The sequence below is a fragment of the Halomonas sp. DP8Y7-3 genome, from assembly GCF_019801675.1.
GTDB lineage: Bacteria > Pseudomonadota > Gammaproteobacteria > Pseudomonadales > Halomonadaceae > Halomonas > Halomonas litopenaei_A.
The window spans coordinates 169,994-195,795 of sequence record NZ_JAHVIO010000002.1; the positions used below are offsets into that span (position 1 = coordinate 169,994).

The 25,802-nt window shown below is 60.9% G+C and carries 15 protein-coding genes; 10 read left to right on the top strand and 5 right to left on the bottom strand.

The features are described from left to right. Positions 1 to 24 precede the first annotated feature (24 nt). From KUV86_RS02155 to KUV86_RS02175, 5 genes are all read left to right on the top strand, one after another. Positions 25 to 1,506 carry a sensor histidine kinase gene (locus tag KUV86_RS02155; protein WP_222483425.1) on the top strand — a complete coding sequence of 494 codons (1,482 nt, stop codon included), beginning with the start codon at positions 25 to 27 and terminating at the stop codon, positions 1,504 to 1,506. Beyond that, positions 1,503 to 2,759 (top strand): ABC transporter substrate-binding protein, encoded by a 1,257-nt coding sequence (locus KUV86_RS02160; protein ID WP_261395932.1) that lies wholly within the window; start codon positions 1,503 to 1,505, stop codon positions 2,757 to 2,759. Before KUV86_RS02155 ends, KUV86_RS02160 begins: the two co-directional genes overlap by 4 nt. A gap of 222 nt (positions 2,760 to 2,981) precedes the next feature. Beyond that, a complete protein-coding gene (guaB, locus tag KUV86_RS02165; protein ID WP_206940104.1) occupies positions 2,982 to 4,451 on the top strand; it encodes an IMP dehydrogenase in 1,470 nt (489 codons plus the stop codon). Positions 4,452 to 4,559: 108 nt separating this feature from the next. Further along, a complete protein-coding gene (gene guaA / locus KUV86_RS02170; protein WP_222237097.1) occupies positions 4,560 to 6,137 on the top strand; it encodes a glutamine-hydrolyzing GMP synthase in 1,578 nt (525 codons plus the stop codon). 676 nt (positions 6,138 to 6,813) lie between these two features. Next, complete coding sequence (locus KUV86_RS02175; RefSeq protein WP_222483426.1) at positions 6,814 to 7,338, top strand: helix-turn-helix transcriptional regulator; 525 nt, start codon at positions 6,814 to 6,816, stop codon at positions 7,336 to 7,338. A 189-nt stretch (positions 7,339 to 7,527) separates the two neighbouring features. On the opposite strand, the gene KUV86_RS02180 is transcribed toward KUV86_RS02175, so the two are convergent. From KUV86_RS02180 to KUV86_RS02190, 3 genes are all read right to left on the bottom strand, one after another. Then, complete coding sequence (locus KUV86_RS02180; RefSeq protein ID WP_222483427.1) at positions 7,528 to 8,274, bottom strand: alanyl-tRNA editing protein; 747 nt, start codon at positions 8,272 to 8,274, stop codon at positions 7,528 to 7,530. A 682-nt stretch (positions 8,275 to 8,956) separates the two neighbouring features. Next, positions 8,957 to 12,580 (bottom strand): YadA family autotransporter adhesin, encoded by a 3,624-nt coding sequence (locus KUV86_RS02185; RefSeq protein WP_222483428.1) that lies wholly within the window; start codon positions 12,578 to 12,580, stop codon positions 8,957 to 8,959. A gap of 1,180 nt (positions 12,581 to 13,760) precedes the next feature. Further along, on the bottom strand, positions 13,761 to 14,063 hold the full coding sequence (locus tag KUV86_RS02190) for a hypothetical protein (protein ID WP_206940099.1): 303 nt from the start codon (positions 14,061 to 14,063) through the stop codon (positions 13,761 to 13,763). A gap of 295 nt (positions 14,064 to 14,358) precedes the next feature. Between KUV86_RS02190 and KUV86_RS02195 the strand changes: the two genes are divergently transcribed. Both KUV86_RS02195 and KUV86_RS02200 read left to right on the top strand, forming a co-directional pair. Continuing rightward, entirely contained in the window at positions 14,359 to 16,080 is a 1,722-nt protein-coding gene (locus KUV86_RS02195) for a GGDEF domain-containing protein (protein ID WP_222483429.1), read from the top strand. 115 nt (positions 16,081 to 16,195) lie between these two features. Further along, a complete protein-coding gene (locus KUV86_RS02200) occupies positions 16,196 to 17,020 on the top strand; it encodes an META domain-containing protein (protein ID WP_222483430.1) in 825 nt (274 codons plus the stop codon). Positions 17,021 to 17,101: 81 nt separating this feature from the next. Here KUV86_RS02200 and KUV86_RS02205 read toward each other — a convergent pair whose 3' ends face one another. Further along, entirely contained in the window at positions 17,102 to 18,199 is a 1,098-nt protein-coding gene (locus KUV86_RS02205) for a GGDEF domain-containing protein (protein ID WP_222483431.1), read from the bottom strand. Positions 18,200 to 18,369: 170 nt separating this feature from the next. Beyond that, the gene (locus KUV86_RS02210) at positions 18,370 to 19,089 is read right to left on the bottom strand and encodes a YebC/PmpR family DNA-binding transcriptional regulator (RefSeq protein ID WP_206940094.1); all 720 of its coding nucleotides are present in this window, start codon (positions 19,087 to 19,089) and stop codon (positions 18,370 to 18,372) included. A gap of 176 nt (positions 19,090 to 19,265) precedes the next feature. On the opposite strand from KUV86_RS02210, the gene KUV86_RS02215 reads away from it, so the two are divergent. The 3 genes from KUV86_RS02215 (at position 19,266) to KUV86_RS02225 (ending at position 25,760) form a co-directional block, all read left to right on the top strand. Beyond that, positions 19,266 to 20,450, top strand: coding sequence for a M24 family metallopeptidase (locus KUV86_RS02215; protein ID WP_222483432.1), 1,185 nt, complete (start codon positions 19,266 to 19,268; stop codon positions 20,448 to 20,450). Between the two features lie 83 nt (positions 20,451 to 20,533). Continuing rightward, positions 20,534 to 22,372: an ABC transporter ATP-binding protein gene (locus tag KUV86_RS02220; protein ID WP_222483433.1), complete on the top strand. Its 1,839-nt coding sequence runs from the start codon at positions 20,534 to 20,536 to the stop codon at positions 22,370 to 22,372. A 286-nt stretch (positions 22,373 to 22,658) separates the two neighbouring features. Next, entirely contained in the window at positions 22,659 to 25,760 is a 3,102-nt protein-coding gene (locus KUV86_RS02225) for an EAL domain-containing protein (RefSeq protein WP_222483434.1), read from the top strand. Positions 25,761 to 25,802: the final 42 nt, after the last annotated feature.

The following is a 25,802-nucleotide window of genomic DNA, read 5'->3' on the forward strand; positions in this document are numbered from 1 at the left end:
ACAGTCTAGCCATGGAGCGATGCTGTGATCACCCTCGGGAGCTCGCTGAAACGGCAGTTGCTCGGGTGGTTGTCGGTCACCGTGTTGCTGTTGGGCCTGGCGTTGATGGCGGAGGCCTGGATCAGCAGTCAGCGCGCGGCGAATCGCGCCTTCGATGCCCAATTGCAGGCGGCTGCACTGACGATCGCGGAAGCGGTTCGCTGGCGAGAGGGGGTGCCCCATGTGGTGGTGCCAGAAGCGGCGCTGCAGATACTCTCCACCGACAGTCAGGATCGCGTGTTCTATGCAGTGCTCGACGAGGACGGCGGCGTATTGTCGCGCAACTGGCCGGTGGTCATCCCCTCCGCCTGGCAGGACAGGCTGGATGCCGGTGGCCTGTCCCGCGACTTGATGACCTCCCGGGGTGACCTGCGGGTCCATGGGCAGCGGGTGGCCTCGGCGGGTTGGGTCAGTCAGCTGCCGGTACAGGTCTGGGTCGGTCACACCCTGGAAGGCCGAAAGGCGCTCGCCTGGGCGCTGTTCCGCGGCTCCCTGTCGCGGTTTGTGGCCATGGTGCTGATGACCAGCGCGCTGATGGGGCTAACCGTGCGCGCAGTGCTGCTGCCACTGCGACGATTGCGACGACAGCTCAGGTCACGAAGTGCCGATGACTTTCGGCCATTGTCGGCCAAGGTACCCCAGGAGCTGCACGAATTGGTCCAGGCCCTGGATCACCTGTTTGCCCGCCAGCGCCAGGGACGGGAAGACCTGCTGCGTTTTACCGCCGATGCCAGCCACCAGTTGAAGACCCCATTGGCCGGGTTGAAGACCACCTGTGAACTCGGGCTTCGCAGTCATTCCCCGGAGCACTGGCGCGATGCGCTGGTACGGGTGCACCAGCGGGTCGACGATACCAGTCGCCTGGCGGGACAGTTGCTGTCGTTGGCGCGCCTCAGGCACCTTGACCAGGATCAGGGATGCCCGGCGCTGGAGCTGACCGCGCTGGTGCGCGATGTTGCGCTGGACTGGGCGGGTCGAGACCAGGCCCGGGATCACGACCTGGGGCTGGGCGAGGTGCCCGCCGGGCCTGTGCTGGTGCGCGTCGAGGGTTGGGCGCTGCGAGAAGCGCTGGGCAATCTGATCGACAATGCGCTGCGCTATACCCCGGCAGGGAGCGCGATAACGGTGATGATGGAACGAGAGACCCCGTCCAGGGACTTGGCATCTCGTCGTGTTCAGGTGTCAGTGATGGACAATGGCCCGGGCGTCAGCGACATGGCGCTGGCTACCCTCGGCCAGCCGTTCCAGCGGGCGGGGCGCCAGGACACCGCTGGTTCAGGTCTGGGACTCGCCATCGTCGAGACCACGGCCCGCCGAATGGGGGCAACGCTGTCCTTCGCGCACTGCCAGCCCCAGGGGTTGAGGGTGACACTGTCGCTGCCGCTGGCCGACGACGAGATGCAACAGGCCCCGCTGACAGCGGCGTTAGAAGAGAAGAGCGACGTGCCAGTAGGGGGGCAGGCATGAAGTCTTGGCGAAGCATGCTGCTGTGGGTGATGGCGCTGTCGCTGGTGGCGGTGTCGCTGGCGGGCTGTGGTGATTCACAGGACAGCGTGCCGACGGTGGAGGATCCACTGGTGATCTCGGCCGCACTTGATCTGGATGTAGTCGAGCCTCTGCTTGAGGCCTTCCGCGACGCGTATCCGGAGATTCCGTTGAGCTTTATCGACCGATCGACGCTTGAGGTGGATCGCAGTGTGGTGGCAGGCACCGCGTCGGTCGACCCTGTCGCGGAGTCTCAGCCAGGGGGCGCGGAATGGAGAGCGGAGTGGAGAGCGGAGACCCCGGACGTGGTGATCAGCTCTGCGATGCCCTGGCAGATGGACCGCGCCAACCAGGGGCTGGCTCAGCGTCTGCAGGGGCCCGAAATCGACAGCTGGCCAGCCTGGGCACGCTGGCGCGATGAGGTCTTCGCCTTTACCTTCGAGCCGGTGGTGATGGCCTATCGACTCGACCTGTCCCGACACATGCTGCCACCCCAGAGTCATGGTGACCTGCACCGCCTGCTGGCCACCGAGGCAGAGCGATTGTCCGGCCGGGTGACGACCTACTCACCGCTGGACAGCGGTGTGGGCTATACCCTGGCACAGCAGGATGCACGCTATTCCTCGCGCTTCTGGGATCTGGTGGCGGCGATGGGGGCGGTCGACACCCAGCTGGAAGCCAGCACCCGAGACATGTTGCGGGGGCTGAGCGACGGGCGTTATTGGCTGGGCTACAACCTGTTGGGGTCCTACGCCATGGTCTACGCCCAGGAGCATCCTGAGGTCATCGTGCAGGTGCCCATGGATTACTCCCTGGTGCTGATGCGTCTGGCGTTCGTTCATCGTCACGCCCGCCATCCGCAGGCGGCCGCCACCTTCGTCAAGTTTCTGTTGAGTCGAGCCGGCCAGCATGTGCTGGCGGGGCAGACCCCACTGTTCAGCATTCGCCCCGACGTGACGGGGCCCTATACCGCAGCACGGCTGCGCTCTCAGGTCGGGGAGAGGCTGTATCCGATTCTGCCCAAGGCGTCCTTGCTGGCGTTTGTTGATCCGGTGCGGCGCCAGGAGTTTATCGATCGCTGGGAAGCACGCTTTGGCGATAGCGCAGGCAAGGCCGACATCGAGGCACCGTCGGAGATAGAGGCACCGTCGGAGATAAAGGGTGAGACAGCGGATGCGAAAGCATCGATCGACACGGGGTCACTCTCGACACAGGGAGACTCTCGATACAGATAAGCAGTGGGCGCAGATGAACCTGGGCTGTCGCGTCGATAGCGGGACTTCATCGAGGGCAGGCAGCGCCCGTCATAGGCGGGCTTGAGGACGGCGTAAGAGGGCGCCGGACAGGGCCGAGCCATGGCAGTATCGAGTGGGCACATTGCCCGATGGTGGGGCGAAACGTTATAATGCGCGATTAACTTCTTCCCTCCCTCCAAGCCTCTGTGGGTGTTGCCGATTATGCTACGTATGGCCCAAGAAGCACTTACGTTTGACGACGTATTGCTCGTTCCCGGCTACTCCGATGTTCTGCCCAAGGACGTCAGCCTCCGGACCCGCCTGACTCGCGACCTCTTCCTGAACATCCCCCTCGCCTCTGCTGCCATGGACACTGTGACCGAAGCCCGTCTGGCGATTGCCATGGCTCAGGAAGGTGGCATTGGCATCATCCACAAGAGCATGAGCATTGCCCAGCAGGCGCTGGAAGTGCGCAAGGTCAAGAAGCACGAGAGCGTCATCGTCAAGGATCCGGTGACCGTAGGTCCCAAGGCCAAGCTGCAGGATCTGCTGTCCATGGCCAAGGAACATGGGTTCTCTGGTTTCCCTGTGGTGGAAGGTGAGACCCTGGTCGGCCTGGTCACCGAGCGTGACATGCGCTTCCAGCCCAACCATGGCGACAGCGTGTCGGACATCATGACCCCGCGCGAGCGTCTGGTGACGGTACCGGAAGGCACCCCGCTGGACGTCATCAAGGGCAAGATGCAGGAACACCGCGTCGAGAAGATGCTGGTGGTGGACGCTGAGTTCCGCCTGCGCGGCCTGGTGACCTTCCAGGACATCGAGAAGGCGCGCACCTTCCCCAATGCCGCCAAGGATGCCGATGGGCGTCTGCTGGTTGGCGCCGCCGTGGGCACTGGTCCCGAGACCCCTGACCGGGTCAAGGCTCTGGCAGAAGCTGGCGTCGATGCCATCGTGGTCGATACCGCCCATGGCCACTCCCGTGGCGTCATCGAGCGCGTGCGCTGGGTCAAGGAGCACTTCCCCCAGATCCAGGTGATCGGTGGCAACATTGCCACGGCCGCCGCCGCCAAGGCACTGGCCGAGGCGGGCGCCGACGCGGTCAAGGTGGGCATCGGTCCCGGTTCCATCTGTACCACCCGGATCGTGGCCGGTGTGGGCGTGCCCCAGATCACGGCCGTGTCCAACGTGGCCGAGGCGGTCAAGCCCTATGACATTCCGCTGATCGCCGACGGCGGTGTGCGCTTCTCTGGAGACATCGCCAAGGCGGTGGCAGCCGGTGCCAGCTGCATCATGGTGGGTGGTCTGCTGGCGGGTACCGAGGAAGCCCCGGGCGAGGTGGAACTGTTCCAGGGACGTACCTACAAGGCCTATCGTGGCATGGGCTCCATGGGAGCCATGTCCCAGACCCAGGGTTCCAGCGACCGCTACTTCCAGGACAAGGATGACGGTGTCGAGAAGCTGGTACCGGAAGGCATTGAAGGCCGTGTCCCCTACAAGGGGGTGATGAGCGCCATCGTGCACCAGCTGATGGGTGGCCTGCGAGCGTCCATGGGCTATACCGGTTGCGCCAGCATCGACGAGATGCGCACCAAGCCTGAGTTCGTCAAGATCACGGGCGCCGGCTTCAACGAGTCCCACGTGCATGACGTGCAGATCACCAAGGAAGCCCCGAACTATCGCGTAGGGTGAGGCGTCCACCGTCGCCCTGAAGCTGGAAGCGCCCTGGCGCTTCCAGCTTTTCACTTTATTGCCCTTTGATCGCCAGGCCTTTTGGCCACCGCCTGCAAGGTAATTCCCATGACCGATATCCACGCCCACAAGATCCTGATCCTCGACTTCGGCTCCCAGTACACCCAGCTGATTGCCCGTCGGGTTCGCGAGATTGGCGTCTATTCCGAGATTCGCGCCTTCGACATCACCGAAGAGGAAATCCGCGAGTATCGCCCCAATGGCATCATCCTGGCCGGTGGGCCGGAGTCGGTGACCGAGCTGGATTCGCCGCGTGCGCCCGCCTGCGTGTTCGAGATGGGCCTGCCGGTGTTTGGCATCTGCTATGGCATGCAGACCATGGCCGAGCAGCTGGGCGGCAAGGTCGAAGGTTCCAACAAGCGCGAATTCGGCTATGCCCAGATTCGCCTGGATGCCGAGACGGCGCTGTTCAAGGACATCAAGGACCACGTTGATCCCGAGACCGGTCGCGGCCTCCTGGATGTGTGGATGAGCCACGGCGACAAGGTTGCCCAGGCGCCTGAAGCGTTCACCGTGACGGCCTCCACCCCGAGCTGTCCGATCGCTGCCATGTCCTGGGAAGAAAAGCGCTTCTACGGCGTGCAGTTTCACCCTGAGGTGACACATACCCAGCAGGGCCAGCGTATCCTCGAGCACTTCGTGCTGGACATCTGCGGTGCTGAACGCAACTGGACCCCGGCCAAGATCATCGAAGACCAGATCGCCCGGGTGCGCGAGCAGGTAGGCGACCGTCACGTGTTGCTGGGCCTGTCTGGCGGCGTCGATTCCTCGGTGGTGGCCGCCCTGTTGCACAAGGCCATCGGCGACCAGCTGACCTGTGTGTTCGTCGACAACGGCCTGCTGCGCAAGAACGAAGGTGACCAGGTCATGGAGACCTTCGCTCAGCACATGGGCGTTCGCGTCATCCGCGCCGACGCCGAAGACCTGTTCCTCGGCAAGCTTAAGGGCGAGGCCGACCCCGAGGCCAAGCGCAAGATCATCGGCAACACCTTCATCGACGTGTTTGATGAACAAGCTGCCAAGATCGACGGCGTGGACTTCCTGGCCCAGGGCACCATCTACCCGGACGTGATCGAGTCCGCCGCGGCCAAGACCGGCAAGGCCCACGTGATCAAGTCACACCACAATGTGGGTGGCCTGCCGGAGACCATGAAGCTCAAGCTGGTCGAGCCGCTGCGCGAGCTGTTCAAGGACGAAGTGCGCAAGCTGGGACTTGAGCTCGGCCTGCCCTACGACATGGTCTACCGTCACCCCTTCCCGGGGCCGGGCCTGGGGGTGCGTATCCTCGGCGAGGTGAAGAAGGAGTACGCCGATATCCTGCGCGAGGCCGACGCCATCTTCATCGAAGAACTGCACAACTCCGGCTGGTACCACAAGACCAGCCAGGCCTTCGCCGTCTTCCTGCCAGTGAAGTCCGTTGGTGTGGTGGGCGACGGGCGCCGCTACGAGTGGGTTATCGCCCTGCGCGCCGTCGAGACCATCGACTTCATGACCGCCCGTTGGGCGCACCTGCCCTACGAGCTGCTGGAGAAGGTGTCCAACCGCATCATCAACGAGCTGTCCGGCGTCTCCCGCGTCACCTACGACGTGTCGTCCAAGCCGCCGGCGACGATTGAGTGGGAGTGATAATCCCCCGTTAAGTGACGGTCAGTCGTGACTGAGAAGGCGACGCAAGCTTTTGAATTTCATTAGCTTGTGTCGCTTTTTTTAGTGCCGGATGTAGGCCGGTCAGCATATCCTACGCCTCGACGCATCGGCGCCCGTGACATGCCCGTAAGACGGTGGGCAAGGGCCACTCCACTCTCTCGTTCAGCACATTCAGCGCTATAAGCGCCCTGGCTCGTGCCGGGACGTTCGCCATATGTTCCGGTTCAAGTTCTGCTCCCATTGAGGGTAAAGAGTGATGCCTTTCTCAACGTATTGACCCATTGCGGTAGCAACTCCATCGGTGTGAATGCCCTGCTAGTGGTCGTTAGCTGCTCGGTGTCAGTATGGTGAGCCGGCTGCTTGGCCGAGAGGAACCGCTTTATAGTTTAGGTTGTCGTTTGACAACCTGAGGTGTCGTTTCCATACTGGAGCCTTGGAATGACTCGTCCATCGAGTTGAGGTAGGAGGTAGCCACGCCTGGGGCAAGATCTACTGTCCTTACAATGATGATGAGTGCCGCTGTGGCGAGTTCTGTATCGCAAGTGTGTGGAGTACGCCGAAAATCCCCGGCAGTCACGCCCGGGCGCTGAGAAGGGTCGTAGACAAGTGCGCTACCCACAAGCGCCGGAGCAGACAGCAACCGGAGGATTGAGCCGTGGAATATGTCTTTACGCTGAAGTACCAGTTGGCTGACCAAGACAGTGATCAAGATGCACTGGTAGAGCGGCTGGGTGCAGCCGGTTGTGATGACGCCCTGGTGGGAGTGGGGCAGGCTGGACGTCTTGCGCTGGAATTCTCCCGTGAAGCAGACGATGCCGAGCAAGCGATTCGCACTGCGTTGGCTGATGTTAGAGGCGTCGTCCCGTCCGCGCGTTTGATCGAAGCCTCGCCAGACCTCGTAGGCTTGACTGACGTTGCCGACGCCGTGGGCGTTTCCCGCCAGGCCATGCGGAAACTGATGCTCATCCACCGAGCCACGTTTCCCCTGCCGGTTCACGAAGGTAGCGCTTCGATCTGGCATCTCGCAGAAGTGCTTGATTGGCTCAACGCGCGAGGGGGCTACCAAATAGATGCTGGCGTATGGGAGGTAGCGAGGGTGGCGTTGGCAGTGAATATCGCCAAGGAGGCGATTCGTCATCCAATGCGTGACCAAGGGAATATGGAACTGCTGACCGCCTAGCCAACAGCTCAGTCATTGCGCAGCGGTCCTTCCTTCCCACGGTTTCATGGACGCCGCTTGCCTTTCCCATGTCGAAGGCAAGCAATGAGCTCGCTTCTTCAGCGAGCATCGCGGCATTATATGGAGCGGGTTGTAGGTGGCCTCGTGAGAGGTTTGATCTGAGAGCGCATCCGTCGTTATGCGCGCGATTCATTCTACCCTCGGCCACTCCAGTGCCAGTACCACCCTACGAGTGCTCGCCGATGTCTTCTCTATCTTGGACACGCTCACCGCGCCAACCTCCCGTGTATTGACGACATGGGTCCCCCCGCATGGCTGTAGATCGGTATTCTTGATGTTCACGAGTCGCACCTGCCCGCAGCCCATGGGCGGATGGACACTCATGGTACGCACGAGCTCTGGATTGGCTTGCAGTGCCTCGTCGCTTATCGTTTCGACCGTTACCGGGTGCGCCGCCTCGACCATTGCCGCCAAGGCTGTCTCAATGCGTTCAGGTGACAGCGGGTCGCTGGTCACGACGTCAAGGCGCGCATAGTCAGCGGTAATACTGCAGCCGTTGACCGAATACGGCAGCACGGCACACAACATATGTGCGGCGGTGTGTAGGCGCATGTGTCGGTAGCGGCGCTGCCAGTCGATGTTGGCACACACCTCGTCACCAGGCTTGATTCTCTGAACCAGGGGTGTCTGACCAAGAGCCGGGATATGCAGCACGGTATTCTTGTCAGGAAATGCCTCACCTGCCTTGCGCGACTCTGTAATCCGTAACCGGGACCCACCTTTCAGGGTCAACCAGCCGCTGTCTCCTGCCTGGCCGCCACCCTGTGGGTAGAAAACCGTTTGGTCAAGCAGTAGCCCTTCTTTTGAAACATGAGACACGATGGCCCTGCACGCGACTTGATAAGCGTCGTTGAGATACAGGTGATCAGTTTGCATGATGCACTTACCTCGTAATGTGGGCCTACATAGCCTCTTGTCCCGCCGTCTTTCGGAGAAGTGCTTGATGAAGGCAACGCGGGTCAAGGGGCAAAGGTCAGATGGCCTCATCAGGCCAGGCAAATAGTGGCATTCTCGTAGTGTGTCCTGATATTGACGGCGAACACCGAGAGAAGAACGAAGCCAGCAGAAAATATGAAAGCGGCCAAGCGCTGAGACGCCCGCGGAGAGTTCGCCGATGGTGGCCACCAGGCTACGCCAGAGCCCTGGAGGATTGAGCCACGAAGGGCAGCGTACAAGCACCACGTTACTTGGGTACGTGTTGCTGCGTAAGAGTGTGCCAACCACAAATGTCTTAACGACATGGAGCAAAAATGAGTGATCCATGGCGTACATGCCAGGTGGAAAGATCAGATGATAGGTGAGGAGTTCGAGCACCTGAATGCACAGGCGTAGAGCGGTATTGCCAACTGAGATGGTGGCAATGGCTTGGCATTGAACACTGTCTAGCGGTCGTACGATTTACGATAAGGGATCTCATCACAAGAGAAGAAAGCGGATGGTGAGTGGCAGTGACGTTGTCGACCTAGAGCATTGCCGGCTTGGACAGTGCATCGTCGGCGAGTCCTGCCACCACCATCGCGCTTTTCCTAGTATAAGAAGGGCGTTTTACCCATTTGTGTTACCAGTGGAAGCCTGCGCCTACACCGATCCCCACATTCCCCTGGGTATCGCCGGAGCCATTGATCTTGAAGGCCCACTTGCCGTTCTCCGTCAGGTGAGAAACGCCTACCGCCGCTGCGGATTCGCCTGAGTAATTGCCTCCACCCACCGCGACCATGCTTCTGCCCGGCAGATACGCCTGGGGCACGGATGCCATGGCAATGGCGGTAGCTGAGCCGGCGTTGGCATCGTCCTCTACGTCACCAATCTTTTCCGCCAGTCGACTGAACTGACGCTGCACGTTCTGGTTGAGGGCATTCAGCTGCCCCACGTTGGCTGCATCGGTGTCAGCGACGCCAGGCCCGACGTTGTGAACGGTGGTGGGGCCAGCAGTGGCATCGCCAAGGGTCACGGAGCCATAGTCGACGCTGCCATCCTCGTGCCGGTCGTAGTTGACGGCGCCTGCCTGAACGGACTCAAGCTGGCGAACATTGACCGCGTCGGTGGCTTCGGTGCCCCCCGCAACGTTGGTGATCTGACGCTCACCTCCCGCGCTACCTACCGACAGTGCTCCCGCGGTAGAGCCAACAGCGACATCGGAGAACGCCTCGCGGGCACCGTTCATTCCACCGCGGTCAGCCACGGAGCCTGAGCCCAGGGCGATGCCGCCTTCGGCTCCCTGGTCCACGCGAGCGCCGCCGCCCATGGCAATGCCATCGTCTGCATCGACCTGGGCGCCAGGCCCTGACGTGCTGATATTGCTGTAGATGCCACCGCCGCCGCCAGCGCCGCTGAGCTGCTGACTAAGGTTCCAAAGTTGTCCCCCGGTTACCGCATCGGTGCTGCCACTGCTGATGTCCCCGTCGGCCAGGTTGGTGAGGCTAGTACCACTTTCTCCACCGAGGGTAATGCTGCCTTTATCAGAACCGGAGTCATAGGTCAGGGCGTCGTCGCTCAGGCTGGCGTACTGGCCCTCGAGGTCATCCACTCGGCTTGAGACACCCTCGACTGCCTGGTTGGTGGCGTATAGCTGGCTACCATTGATGGCATCGGTGCTGCTGGCGCTGACCCGACCCGCGGCCAGATGTGTCAGGGTCCGCTCTTGACCAGCGCTGCCAATGCCCACGGTGGCGATTGGCGAGCTACCGGCGAAGGTGTAGTCCGTACCGGCCAGGGTGATACTCGACGTTGCCACTGCTGCGTCGGCCACCGAGTTGCTCCCCAGCGCTACGCCGGACGCTCCCGTTGCTTTCGCCCCCGCCCCCAAGGCGACGGAAAGCTGTCCTTGCGCTTCACTGCTGGTGCCGATGGCAATGGCGTCTTCCAGGAAGCTATGGCTGCGCTGGCCGATGGCAATACCGCCCACTGCGCTCTGGTCGACGGCAGCACGATCGCCCATGCCCAGGCCACCGTCCCCATTCACCACGGTACCGGGGCCGACGGCGATCGACTCGCTGCCCACGGCCGCAGAATCTGACGGGTTGGTGGAGTTGGCGTGGAAGTACTTGTTGCCGCCTCCCACCGTCAAGGAGCCCAGTGCACCCTGCAACTGGCGCATGGTGACAGCATCTTGATCCTCGATACCGTCGGCGACATGAGTAATCTGCCGGTACTCATCGTCACTTCCCACCGACACGGCGCCAAGCAGTGTCTTGTCACTGGTGTTATAGGTAATGGTGGCGCTACCGGCACTGATGGAACCGGTGGCCGGTGACACCGTGCGTGAGGAAACAGCACCACTGCCAAGGGCCACGCCACCGCTGACGCTGGCATTGGCTCCGTTGCCGATGGCGACACTATTGACGGCAGAGGCGGCGCTCTTGGGACCCATCGAGAGGCTTTCTGCCCCGGTGGCCATGGCGCCAGCGGCCGTCGAGTTGGCCTGATAGTAGGTGGAATCCTTGGCCATCTCGTCCAGGCGGTCACTATTGCCATCTACACTGGTGGTCAGGTTGCTGATGGCCGTCGCATTATCTCCCACGCTGGTCGTCAGGTTGCCAAGGGCGGTGGTGTTTCCCTTGACCAGTTCATTGGTCGCGAAGAGCTGAGCACCGTTCACGGCTTCCTGGCTGTCGGCGGTCAAGGCGCCAGCGTTAAGGTTGTCGATGGTCGTACCGTCTTTGTCCAGTACTACCTTGCTGGTGTCGAAGGTGCCATCGCCATTGGCCAGATAGCTGACAGAGCCTTGTTGCAGTGAGGTGACGCCACCTTGAAGGTTGGTGATCGCCGTGGTGTGCTCGCCAAGGGTGGTCGTGTGACTGCTGACCGTTGTGCCAAGCGCGTCAATGTCGGTTCGCGCCAGATCGACGGCCTGGTTGGTCGCATGGAGCTGACTGCCGTTCACCGCGTCAGTACTGGTGGCCGACAAGCGACCGGCCGCTACGTGGGTGATGGTGCGCTCGGTGCTGGCGACAGGATTACCTCCGCTGTCGGTCGTCGCCGCAGAGCCGACACTGATGGTTCCTGTCGGCGAGCTACCCGCAAACAGGTACTGTTTCCCCGCCACCGTCGCATTCGCCGTGCCGACGGCCTTTTCCGTCGTCGTGCCACTGCCCAGCGCCACGCTAGACGCCTCACTGGCATTTGCTCCGTGCCCAATGGCGATGGCATCCACGGCCGATGCGATACCGTTGGAACCCAGCACCAACGTATGGTCGGCGCTAGCGGTTCCGGTACTCCCCACAACCGTTGCCCCCACACCATTGACCGTTGCGTTGTTACCCATGACATTGGCGTGCATGGAGGTAGCCGAAATTGTATTGTTCGAGCCGGAGACGCCAACGAAATCAGCACCGACCGTATTGTTGTTACCCAGTACCCGCGCTGCATTGCCATCCACATCATTCTTCATGCCAAGAACGCTGGCATACTTTGATGCGTCGCTGATCGTGTTCGAGTCACCGATCGCGTTCGCGCTGACCGCATTGGTGCCAATGGAGCTGTTGTTGCCAATCACCACGCTATTTTCGGCGCTAGCGACGAGTGAACTACCGAGACTCACCGCTCGACTACCGCTCGACGTAGTACCTTCCCCAATGGCAATGGCTTGAGAGCTGGTGGCGGCTGACTCTCCCCCCAGAGCGATGGCGCCTTTGCTGGTGGCCTGCGCGCCCTTGACGGTATTACTGCCGATAGCGATAGCGCCAACACCAGAGGCGGTCGTGGAGTTGGCCACGCTCAAGGTGCCGCCGCTGGCTCCTGCTGCACCTGCACTCGTGCCATCGCTAGCCCCGCCGATGGCCACTGCATTGGTAGCCTGTGCATTGGCGCCAAATCCCAGGGCGGTGGCGCCGGAGGACGAGGCGACGCTCTCAAGGCCGAAGGCGCTGGCAAAGCGTGCCGTGGCAGAGGAATGAAATCCTACAGCCGTGGCCCCCTCCGAGGTGGCAGTGGTAAGCCCCCCAATGGCGGTGTTGGCGTAACCGTTTGAGCCGGTGCCTCCACCGGTGGCGTTGCAGCCAGCTATCAGGGAGAAGGTTCCGTTACCGTCTGTGGCCTGAGACGTGTTGTGAAGATTCCCCACACGACCCACAAACTCCGGACTAGATAGCGTGGCCCCGGAACAAGAGGCTTCTGTGTTGATGTAATTGGCCTGAGCCGTTGTGGACATGCCCGCCATGATGACCAGGCCTAGCGCTGGCATCAGCGGTCGGTGGAAAAGCCCTTTGCCACTGCATGCCATCGCTGTGAGTAGCGCGCGATGCTGAAATCCAGATCTATCCGCGTCGCTCGTTGTACGCCCGTAAGATGTTTTCATCGTTGACACTCCCTGCTTACTGTCGCAAAAGGCTGCGGTATCCACTGCCGCGCCCATCATTCGTCAAGATGTCGCAGTAACTGGACCGGAATAGGCGCAGCTAGTCCGCCACCACTACGACGAGAATCACTAATGTTTCTGCAAGAATGTCGTAGTGTAATGTTAAGTAACAAGTCGGTAGCGGCCGAGAGTGGCCCGATCTAGATGACATGATTTTCTATGCAGAATTGGCTTTTATCGCTTTGTGATAACGAGGAGGTATCGAGATTGTTGACATAACCAAGGAGGATGAGCTTCGCAATTTTTTGATTTTTTAAAAAAATATAGTTAAAAAACAATGCTTTGTTTTGTGTGTTTATATAGATGTAGAATTCATTTGGAGACATTTTTTGACGTACTAATAATGGTTAATGAGTGAAGCGCAAGAGTTATATTTGTGCACATATGGCTAATTAGACCTCCTCTTAAAAGCATGTCAAATTCTTTTTGATTTTGGCAAAATTCTTTTATATTAGTGTTTTATGTTTTTGTTTATATGTAATGCGCTTTTTGGTCCTTTCGCGAGCTCGCTCTTTTTGGCAAAAATCGTCGACAATCTAAACCAAGAATGCGAAGTAAATGTTTCAATTGTGCTGAAAATGCTTACAAATATGTCGGTGTGGCGTAGTTACTACTATGTGGAGTGTGATGGAGCCTCTGTGGAGATCAGGCGGGTCACGGCGGTACTTTTCGATTCTTTCCAGAAGACCGCTCTTGGTGCCTATCCATATTCGGAGTTTTACGGGTATCAATAACGAAAAGCGCACAGATAGGCGACGTGTCGAGGAGGGGAGAGCCGGTGGATGTGGCCTGTCTCAGCCAGCTGGGGTCACACCCGCCATGGAGCGGGTGCCGCCACTTGAGTGTTGTCGTACCGGATGTTGCCTCTCAAGGATATCTTCTGGCGATGTAGAGGACTGGGCCGACTAGAGCGTAGCGGTATGTCATCATCACAACACCCGCCGATGGGCGGGTGTTGTGTTCGAGTGGAGAAGGCCGACCTGGCGTCGTCAATCCAGGCTGGGTGTCAGTCGCTCTCGTAAAGCTCTGCCTTGGCATCGCGCATGATGTTTTCACAGGCGGCGTGCTGGGCCAGCTCTGTCATCAACGTCTGGGACAGGGCGAAGCCCTTGCCCAGGCAGCGATCCACGTCTTCACGGGGGATGCCGGGCCGCACATCCACGTCCAGGGTGAGGGTTCGCTTGCCACCTTCGAGGCGGTCGGCAAGGTGCCTGAGCTGCCATGCCAGGCGGTGTTTCCAGCTTGCGGTTGTTTCCACGCCTTCGGTCACGTCCAGGGTGCACTGCCACTGAGGCTTGTAGACCTTCATGGTAACCTCCTTGCTGGTGAAGTGAGCGTTCTCCTGTTCCTTCATCACGTTCAGGTTTCAGCATACTCGCATATGTCCTCCTTGCCACTCCCTCCCACGGGGGCTGCCGCTTGTTTCTATCGGATGGGGTCTCTTGAGTCGGTTCTATTGGGTCGTACCGGGTAAGCGAGTCCTTGCTGGGGCAGAACAAAAGAATGCTGAGAGATGGAACAAATGGTCCTCGGGTTGCGGCCTCAGGCGGCTGAGCACCTGCGGAAACTGGCTACACTGAACCGGGGTCACGGGGAGTGCTGCGATGCAGTCTCGGGGGGTAGGAGCGGCAATCGGCAGGGACAGGCGGCTATGGCTGGTACTGCTGGTGGCAGTGGTATCACTGGCCTGGGAGCTGGCGGGAGAAGCATCGCGGCCACCGCCCAATGTCACAATGTGGGTGCTCGACCACACAGATGAGCTGCCGCCGCCGTCGAGCAGCTCTGATGGCTTGGTGCAACGCCGGCTGGAAGAGCAGGTGAGCCTTGGTCTCAGGGCGCATCCTGTATGGATGCGTGTCGTCATTCACAATGTGCAGGCGGGCCAGCGCCTGGTGTTCTCGAATCCTCTGGTCCAGGGCATCGAGTTGTTTGGATGCACCGCGAACGATTGCCGTCCCGTTCGTAGGGCGGCGCATTTCGCCGACAATGAGGGTATCGCGGCAGCGCTTCCCCAGTTTGTGCTGCCTGACGGAGTGAGCGAGTACTTGCTCAAGGTGGTGACCCATCAAGCGATCCGCTTTGACCTTACCGTGCTCGATGACGCCCAGCTGCATCGTCACTGGCGTCAGCTGCTGTTGGGCCAGGGCCTGTACTTCGGCCTAATTGCCGGTCTCGCTGCTTACAATAGCCTCTTGCTGTTCAGTCTGCGCGACGGTAATTATCTGTGGTACTTAGGGTTTCTCAGCGGTTCCGGGCTTTACTTCCTGAGCCAGAATGGCCTTTTGATGATGCTCTTTCCGCATATGGGCGCTCGCCTCAACGAGGCGCTGCTGCTGTCCTCCCTGTCGGTGATCAGTATTTTCGGTATTCAATTCTGTCGTCGCTTCTTGCGCACGCCCTATCAGGACCCTTGGGTGGACAGGCTGATGCGTTGGTTGTGCTGGCCGTTGTGTGCGGCGATAGCGGTGGCCTGGCTTCTGCCCAGCTTCTTGACGGTGGTGCTCTACTCGGTACTGGGTGCGCTAGTGCTGGCGGCCTTTCTGGTGTCATCTCTACGGGGACTGTGGCGAGGGTTTCGCCCAGCCCAGTGGCTGCTGATGGCGTGGTCGGTGCTGGTGGTGGGGGTCTCGCTATTGCTGCTGGTCACCTATGGGATCATTCCCCATAACGTCTGGACGTTACACGGTTTTCAAATGGGCTCCGGGCTTGAAGCCATCTTACTGTCGTTGGCCCTGGCCGATCGCATCAGCTTGCTGCAGCACGAGCGCGAAACTTTGCTGGAGGAGAAGGCGCGGCTGCATGGCATGAGCTATCTGGACGGGCTGACCGGCGTGCACAACCGGCGTTATCTCGATGAAGCACTGCCCGCAGCCATCGCTCAGGCCGAGGCGAGTGAGCACCCGCTGTCACTGATCATGTTGGATATCGATAACTTCAAACGCTTCAATGATGGCTGGGGGCATGCCGAGGGGGACCGCGCCCTGCAGCACCTGGGAACGGTAATAGAGGACGTGGTGCGTGATGTGGATCCTGTCTGCCGCTACGGTGGTGAAGAATTTGTCATCCTGCTCAAGGAGCGTGATGAGCACCAGGCAATGGAAGTGGCCGAGCGAATCCGCCATGGGTTGGCCTCGACACCGCTGCTGCTGCATAGCGGCGAGTCGGTGCTGTTGACCTGCACCCTGGGAGTAGCGCGACGCCAGCGGGGAGAGTCGGCCAGTGACCTGCTGCGACGTGCGGATCAGGCGCTGTACCGTGGCAAGTACGCCGGGCGCGACCGCGTGGTACTCAATGCGTCTGTTGTCAGTGCCGGCGACACGCCCTGAACATACCGCCTTCCCCATGACCTGTCGCACTATGTCATTCGTTTCGGGGAACCCTGATGGTGGTGCGGGTCGAAGCTAGCGGGTGTCACGTTGTTCAATAATCCAAGGAACCGGCATGAAAGATGTCTCTGTGTTACCTCGGCCAACAGCGCCCGGCGCTGCGTTTCTGATGGTGATGGCGGTGGTGCTGTCGATGGCGCTACTGGTATCGGGTGGTGCGAGTGCTGCGATGGACAAACAAGACAACGAGATGGCAGAGCCGTTAGAGGGACAGGCGGCCCTGGCGCTGCCGGCCACCTACCTGGGCACCTACCTGGGAGAGCTACCCTGCGATGACTGTCGTGGCATACGACTCGAGCTGTCCCTGGATGGTGCTGGCCGCTTCCTGCTCAAGGAGCGTCACCTGGGGCCGGGGGAACAGCCTGACCGGCGCTACCGCGGCGACTATGAGATCCAGGCGAGTCGTCTGGCACTGATGGGGGCAGTCCCTCAGCCGTTTGATGAGTGGCGGATGGGCGCCAATGGCGGCTGGCTTGGCCAGGGGGATCAAACGGGTGAACAGGGAGCTCGCCTGGAGCGACTGGAGACCGTGCTGTCAGAGCCGCTGGAGGGGCGCTACTGGAAGCTGGTCGAACTGGCGGGCAAGTCACCGCTGACCGGTGAAGCGCATCTTATATTGCAGGAAAAGGAGGGGCGCGTTGCTGGCTTTACCGGCTGCCACCGCTTGATGGGCCGCTACCAGGTAGAAGCGGACGCGTTGGCGCTATCGCCGCTCGGTACGACGAAAATGGCCTGCGCTCAACAGACGATGATCCAGGAACAGAAGTTGCTGGAAGCGCTGCAAGCGACTCGCCGCTATCGAATACTGGGCGACGAGCTGTTCCTGCTGGGCGACCAGGGCGTGACCCTGGCGCGCTTCGAGGTCGTGCATCTGACCTGAGCTGGCTTGAACGGATGTGAACTGGGCTGGGCTGATGTGGACTGGACTGGACTGGCTCAGCTCAGCCCCTTCAAGGTGTTATCAGGCGGTCGTCGGGCTGACGTCTGCACGGTCGCTGACGATGCGATCTCGGCCCTCTGCCTTGGCACGGTACAGCAGTCTGTCCGCATGGTTGATCAGCGCATCGTAGCTGACGCCGGGAGAATGGCTGGTCACCCCAGCGCTGACCGTGAGCGAGATCACATCGCCATTGTGCATGATCGGCAAGCTGTGCAGTCGCTTTCTGAAGCTCTCCAGTACCGGCAGTATTTCGCCCAGGTCAGCGCCGGGGAAGATCAGCAGAAACTCTTCGCCTCCCCAGCGGCATAGTACGTCGGAGCGTCGAAAATGACGCAACAGCAGGTCCGACAGCTGGATCAGGCACTGGTCGCCCACACGATGACCATGCTTGTCATTGATCAGTTTGAAGTGGTCGATGTCGATCAAGGCAAGACTGTAGGGGATGCCCTTGCCTTCCCTGCGGTCACTGGCCAGCTGACGCAGGTATTCCCCCGCGTAGCGGCGGTTGTGAAGACCGGTCAGCGCGTCTCGGGTGGCCATGCTGGTCAGGCTTTCTTCCTGCGTTTCGTAGACGTGTCTTGCCAGCATGGCAAAGCCGATCATGGTGAACAGCGCGATCGCCAGATTCAGCGTCGCCAGAATCAGCGGGAAGGGCGCTGCCTGCTCGACGGGAAACAGCTGGGCGATCGGAAATTCGAGGAAGAGGAAGATGACCATCCCCATCAGCCCCAGCAGCAGCGATACCCACCTCACCGAGTGGGTGACCGCGGCCCAGCAGGCCAGGGTCAGCAGGTAGAAGTGGAAGCCCGCTGTGGTGCCGAGCACAAGCGTGGCGATGATAGCGTGGCAATAGGCTTCCGCGATGATCAGATAGACAGCGCGATCCTGTTCGCCCCGCTCGTTGGCCAGATAGGCGCCCAGCCACATGCCGACGCTGACGATGTTGGTCAGTGCCAGCGCGGGATAGCCCAGCCACCAGAACAGCGGAATAAACAGGAAGTGAACGCCAGCCCCCATCAGGCTGGCCCAGCGCGTCAGCAGGTGCTTGCGCAGGCGTCGATGGCGGATGGAGGCCGGGCGCTGGAGTGCCGTCTGGGCGAGAATCGAGTGTCGGTCCATGCACGGGAGCCTCGCATTCGGTAAGGGGAGTCTCGACGTCTCGTCAGACGACGTGCTTGACCATCAGGGTGGGGCGAAGAGCGTGCCTGAAAGCAGGCTCCCGCCGGACACCCGGCTACAGGTTGCTACATCCAATGTAGCAGTTCCGGTAGATGAATAGTGCTACGCACTCACGCCAGTTCAGCGCTGTGATACACGTTCTGAACGTCGTCGAGATCGTTGAGCATGTCGAGAAGCTTCTCGAACAGGGCCACGTCGTCCCCTTCCAGCGGGGTAGTCGCCTGGGGCAGGAACTGGATCTCGTCCACCTCAAATTCTGCCGCGCCCACGGTATCGCGCAGTGCCTGGCGAGCCTTGGCGTATTCGGTCGGCGGAGCGAAGACGGTGATCACGCCGTTTTCGTTCTCGATGTCAGTGACGTCCACGTCAGCTTCCATCAGGGCTTCCAGCGCCGCTTCTTCGTCTTCGCCGGCGTAGGACAGGATCGCCAGATGGTCAAACATGTGGCTGACGCTGCCGGGAGTGCCGATCTTGCTTTTGGTCTTGGTAAAGCAGGCGCGCACGTCGCCGAAGGTGCGGTTGGGGTTGTCGGTCAGGCACTCGACAATGACCATGGCATTGCCGGGGCCGAAGCCTTCGTAGCGCGCGCTGGAGTAGTCCTCACCACCCACTCCGGAGGCCTTCTCGAGCGCGCGCTCGATGACGTGGCCGGGTACCTGATCTTTCTTGGCGCGGTCCAGCAGACTGCGCAGCGACAAGTTGGCGGTGGGGTCAGGCCCCCCGGCCTTGGCGCAGACGTAAATCTCGCGCCCATACTTGCTGTAGACCTTGGTCTTGGCGGCGGCCGTCTTGGCCATGGATTCCTTGCGGTTCTGAAAGGCCCTACCCATTGCGTATTCCTGTGACGTGACAACACGAACACAGAATTCTACGAGAGTCTGCCCCCTGGCGAGAAGCCTTATTTCCCGCCGAGAGGGCTTATTCCCCTGCTGAGTGACCGGCCCGGGTCGCCCAAGCATAAGGCATGAGCTGTCTACACTGGGGATACTGACCAAGGAGAGCGCTTATGGATCATCTTGCCTATCGCCATGCGTTGACGGGACGCCTGGCCGGTGCCGAGCTTCCCTTTGCCGCTGAAGAGTTTGATCGACGGCTGGCCCGGACCCGCGATGCGATGCAGCGTCAGGGACTGGACGCGCTGCTGCTGTGTCAGCCATCGGACATCTTCTATCTGTGCGGGTACCACACCTTTGAAGTGTCGGTACATGCCGCGCTGGTGGTCACGACTCGGCGCACCTTGTTGCAGGTGGCCTCGATCGAAACCGGGCCCGCCGTGGTGACCGCGCGGGTCGACGAGATTGTCGGCTATCGCTGGGAGGCGCCCGAGGAGATCATCGACCCGCTGGCGCAGGTGCTGTCAGAGTGTCGCGCCATCGGGGTGGATGGCAACAGCCCTGGTCTTCGACACAGCGTGATGCAGCACCTTCAGGGACGCTTGGGAGGTGATCGTTTCCAGCACGCAGCAGGACCCTTGATGGCCGCACTGAGATTGGTCAAGAGCGACGCCGAGATCGATTGTCTCGCGCGCAGCGCCGCGATGACGGCTGAGGGACTGGAACGAGCCATTGAGGCGGTCGAGCCGGGCGTCAGCGACAATCACATCGCCGCCGCTGGCGCCCAGGCCATGCTGGAGGCTGGCAGCGAGTTTTTCAGCCTGGCGCCTATCGTGACCACCGGCCCGCGCAGTGGCACGATTCATGTCAACCATCAGCGTCACCCCGTTCACCAGGGGGATGTGGTCTTTCTGGAGTTTGGCGCGGTCTGGCGCCGCTATACCGCCCCCATCATGCGTACCGTGGTGATCGGTAGCGTCACTGACGAGATGCAGCACGCAGCCGAGCTCTGTGCCGTCATGGAGTCCGAGCTGTGCAAGGCCATGGTGCCGGGACGCCGGTTCGAGGAAGCCGCCAATGTGGCCGATCAGCTGCTGGCGCCGCAGCGCGACAGCTTCTTTCATTCCGGGGTCTACGGATACTCGGTTGGGGCCCAGTTTCCGCCTAGCTGGGTGGAGGGAACCGGTTACCTCGCCCCGGGCCAGACGACTCGATTCGAGCGCAACATGGTTTTTCACTTGCCCCTGTGCCTGCGTGTTCCCGGCCAATTTGGTATCGGCCTGAGCAACACCGTGCGAGTCACCGAGCGAGGGGCGGTGCGCCTGACAAATCACGACATGACATTGGTCCAGCGGTAGGCCTGGCCTGCTGCTGGGGACATGGGTGCCGATGCACCACATTCAGCGCTAGACTGGCGCGCCAATGCGCTTGAGAGCACAACATGCTGAGCTTCTTTGAACGGCTGGTCGATCCCTACCCGGATCAGCCCGAATCGGTGCCGACGCCCCAGCTTTGGCCCTTTATCCTGCACTACTCGCGGCCCTTTGCCGGGCTGCTGCTTTCCATGGCGCTGGTCACGGCCCTCGTATCTGCCGCCGAGGTGGTGTTCTTCACCGCCATGGGCGAGCTGGTGGACTGGCTGGCCGAAGCGGATCGAACCCGCTTTGTCGATACCCACCTGATGGCGCTGGTGGGGTTGGGGGTGGCGGTGTTGGTGGGGTTGCCGCTGCTGGTACTGGTGCTGTCTCTGATCACCCATCAAGGCATTTTCGGCAACTATCCGATGCTGGGGCGCTGGCTATCTCACCGCTTGATGTTGAACCAGAGCCTGTCGTTCTTTCATGACGAGTTCGCGGGAAGGGTGTCCCAGAAGGTCATGCAGACTGCCCTGGCCATGCGCGAGACGGTGACCAAGCTACTCGACATGCTGGTGTATGTGCTGGTCTATTTCACTGGCGCACTGGTGGTGCTGGGCAGCGCAGAACCCTGGCTGATGGTGCCGCTGCTGGTGTGGCTGGGAGGCTACCTGGGGTTGATGCGCTGGTTCATTCCGCGGTTGCGTCGGGTGTCGATGGCCCAGGCCGACGCCCGGGCGGTGATGACGGGGCGGGTCGTGGACAGCTACAGCAACATCCAGACCATTAAGCTGTTTGCCGATGACGGTGCTGAACAGGCCTACGCTCGGGAGGCGATGGATGGCTTCATGGGCACCGTGCATCGGCAGATGCGGTTGGCGACGGGACTGTCGGTAGCGCTGACGATGCTCAACACCTTGCTGCTGGTGGCCATGGCCGCGCTGGTGGTGCTGGCCTGGTACCACGAATGGGTATCGCTTGGGGTGACCGCCGTCGCCATTGGCCTGGTCATGCGAGTGCGCTCCATGTCGGATTGGATTCTGTGGGAAGTGGCAGGCCTGTTTGAGAACATCGGTACCGTGCAGGACGGCATCAACACCCTGTCGAAGGTCCCTGAGGTGCAAGACCAGCCTGGCGCTCCCCGGCTTGTGGTGTCTCGAGGCAAAATTGTGTTCGACCACATCACCTTTGGCTATGCGCGGGGACAGCTGCCTGGACGCAAGGTATTCGATGGCTTCGAGCTGCAGATCGCTCCGGGTGAGAGAGTCGGCATCATCGGTCGTTCGGGTGCGGGCAAGTCGACGCTGGCATCGCTGCTGTTGCGATTTCACGATGTCCAGGATGGACGAATCCTGGTGGACGATCAGGACATTGCCGGCGTCAGTCAGTCGTCACTGCGTCAGCAGATTGGCATGGTGACCCAGGACACCTCGTTACTGCATCGGTCGTTGCGCGAAAACGTGCTGTATGGCAGCCAGCCATTTAGCGAGGAACGCCTGTGGCAGGCACTGCGTCAGGCGCATGTGCATGAGTTCCTTGATGAGCTGGTCGATCCGCAGGGACGGCGTGGGCTCGATGCGCAAGTGGGAGAGCGTGGAGTGACGCTGTCTGGCGGCCAGCGCCAGCGAATTGCCATCGCCCGGGTGCTGTTGAAGGATGCTCCCATTCTGGTGCTGGACGAGGCCACATCCGCGTTGGATTCAGAGGTGGAGTCGGCGATTCAGGAACAGCTCTACACCTTGATGGAAGGCAAGACGGTGATTGCGATTGCGCATCGCCTGTCCACCATTGCGATGCTGGATCGACTCGTGGTGATCGACAGGGGGCGCATTGTTGAAATGGGGGATCACCACAGCTTGCTGGCCCAGGATGGGCTGTACGCCTCGCTGTGGCAGCGCCAGGCAGGAGGATTTTTGGGGGAATAGTCTTCGTTTGCTGTAGCGGTTTTCTTGGGTTTTCTTGGGTTTTCTTAGCTGATAGCTTCGCCATATGTGCGTCAAGTCAACGTCTTGGCTACCATTCGTGTGATACTGGACAGCTATTTCAACCGTCTGTGGAGATGACCTATCCCATGAAGGCTCCTGAGAGTGCTCATGACCTGTACCAACAACGGCGTGAGCGCTCTGGCGGACGGGGTGTCGCCCGCTGGTGGCGTTGGTGACAGGGGGGCGTGCTACAGCAGAGCGCCATCCTGAGCCTGAGCCCCGATCAATGCCGTCCCAGGGGCAGCGGCGGCGTCTCGCCCTCACGATTTACGGCGTTGCCCTGGTGGCCCTGGTGGTGACGCTGGCGGGTTCCCTGCGAGCGCAATACCTAAGTGAGCTCGAACGGATCGACCAGCGTCTGCTGGCACGCGCGAGTGTGGTGGAGGCCCTTGTCGGTGGCGCCTTCGACACGGTATCCAGCACGCTGTCCGGAATTATCGCCCTTGATGATGCCCTTGACGGTGTGGATGCAGGCTACTCTCGAGATGCCTTGCTGGCCGAGCGGGCAGCGCAAGTCCCCCTGGTTGATCGTCTGATGATGGCCCCGCTGTCCGTACCTCAAGAGTCAGCGCTGGCCAATGGATGGCTTCCCCTCGATAGCTTTCATCAATACCTGGCAGCGCTGGCGCCTGGGGACACCTTGATCTCTCCCTTGCACAGGCCGGAGCGCGCCGATGGCTACCGGGTGACCGTGGCACAGCGCAGCGCCTCTCCGACATCATCGCAACACGTGGCTCTGGCGCTGGTGGATCCTCAGCCGCTGGCCGAGCTTATCGCAGGCCTGGGACTGGTGGATGGGGAGAGCATTGCACTGGTCGATAGCGCCTCCCGCCTGCTGGTTCGCGTACCCCATGTCGCACTGGCGACGGGTGAGGTGGTCCCCCGGGTGGAAGCCCCGCTGTTGACGACGAACACCCCCGACACCCTGCGCTTCCGTGAAGTGTCTCATCTGGATGGCCAGGCGCGCTTCTTTTTGGCACGCCGGGTCAACGGCATGCCGCTGTGGCTGGTGTTGGGGCAGACGGAGGAAGACGCCTTGGCGGGCTGGTACCAGCGCCTGTGGTCCCTGCTGGCGTTGGCGGCGTTGCTGGCCCTGAGTGGCGGGTGGCTGCTGCGTCACATGTTGGCCCAGTGGCGTATCCAGGCCGAACTGCGCGGAGAGGTGATCGAGCGTCAGCGGGCAGAGCAGGCGGCACACCGGCGAGAAAACCGCCTGCAGGCGTTGATCAAGTCCATGCAGGATGTGGTGATAGTGCTGGATGGAAGAGGGGTCTTCACCTTCGTTCATGCCGGTGATGAGGGGCTGTTGATAGCCCCTGTCGAGCAGCTGATCGGACGCCACTACACGGATGTTCTCCCTCAGGATATTGCGGCACGACTTCGCAATACTCTCGCCTCGAGGATCGATAGTGGCGATGCTCATCGGCTCGACTACAGCTTGACCCTCAACGGCGAGCGCCATGAGTTCAGCGCGCTGATCAGCCCGCTGTTCAGCGGCAGTGGGGGGCATGATGGGACCATGATGGTGGTGCGTGATGTCACTGAGGATCGCTTGCTGCAGGCACGTATGAGCATTGCCGCGGTGGCCTTCGAGACCCATCTGGGGATGATGATCACGGATGCAGATGGCGTGATTCTCAACGTTAACCAGACGTTCACCGAGATCACGGGTTACACCGAGATAGACATGAGAGGCCAGCGTCCCGGCATTCTGCGTTCAGGCCGACACGATGAGCATTTTTATCGTGAGATGTGGTGCCAGATAAGAGAGTACGGGGTGTGGCAGGGGGAGATATGGAATCGCCGCAAAAGCGGTGAGATTTACCCGCAATGGCTGACCATCAGTAGCGTGCATGACGATCAGGGGTGTGTGCGCAACTATGTGGCGACCCTTAGCGACATCACTGAACGCAAGGCCGCCGAAGAAGAGATTCACAAGCTGGCCTTTTTTGACCCTCTTACCGGCCTTGCGAATCGACGCCTGCTGCTCGATCGCCTGGAAGAGGCGTTGGCGTTAAGTCGCCGCGAAAATCACTACGGTGCTCTGCTGATCGTCGACCTGGATAACTTCAAGCAGGTCAACGATATCCTGGGTCACCGAGGGGGCGATGCCCTGCTACGCGAGGCCGCCAAGCGCTTCAAGGCGGTGCTGCGGGAAGGGGACACGCTAGCTCGCTTCAGCGCGGATGAGTTTGTTGTGGTGGCGAGTCACCTGGGGGCCGAGCAGGAAACCGCCATCCGCCTGTCTGAGGTTATCGCCAGCAAGCTGCTGTCGACACTGGAAACGCCAATATGGGTCGAGGGACGCCCCATGACCCTGACCGCACGGGTCGGTATCAGCCCGTTCCGCGATGAGGTGTCCAAAGAGCGACAGATGCAACAGGCTGACATGGCACTTTTCCACGCCAAGTCACGCGCCGTGACACCAGTATGCTTCTTCGATCCAGGCATGCAGCAGCGGATGCAGCAACGCGCCCAGCTCTACGAAGACCTGGTCGGAGCGATCGGCCGTGGAGAGCTCTATCTGGCCTATCAAAAGCAGGTCGACGAGCACGACCGCGTGACCGGAGTCGAGGCGCTGTTAAGGTGGCAGCATCCTCAGCGCGGGATGGTTCCCCCTGCCGAGTTCATTCCCCTGGCCGAGGAACGCCCACTGATCCAGGAGCTCGGACTCTGGGTGATCGAGCAGGCCTGCTTGACTCTGGTGGCCTGGCAACAGGCACAGGGCGACATCGCGGCGCAGCCAGCGGGAACAGAGCCAGGGGAGATAACGAGCGCGGCAGTCACGCAAGAGGCGAGAACGACGGGCGCCGATGCAGTAAAGAAGGCGCCGTGTTCCAGCGTGTCGGTCAACGTCAGCCCCAGGCAGTTTCAGGATCCGGGCTTTGTGGCCAGGGTCAGCGACATCCTGGCCCGTACCAAGGCGCCTGCCGAGCGGCTCAAGTTCGAAGTGACCGAGACACTGTTTGTCGGGGACCGTGACGGCGTCGAGCGCACCATGAGACAGCTCAAGGCACTGGGCGTGACCTTTGCGCTGGATGACTTTGGCACCGGTTACTCATCGCTGGCCTACCTGAAACGCCTGCCCCTGGACGAACTGAAGGTGGATCAGTCGTTCGTGCGCGATGTGCTCGACAACGCCACCAGCTCGGCCATCGTGGCCAGTACCATTGCCCTGGCGCGCAGTCTCGGGCTCGATGTGATCGCCGAGGGGGTGGAAACCCTTGAGCAACGTGACTGGTTGATTCAGCATGGCTGCCATCGTTTCCAGGGCTACCTCTATGGCCAGCCAGCGCGCATATCGGAGCTGAGTCTTACCGTGTTGTAGCCGTTCTATCGCCAGTACTATCGCCAGTACTATCGCAAGCCC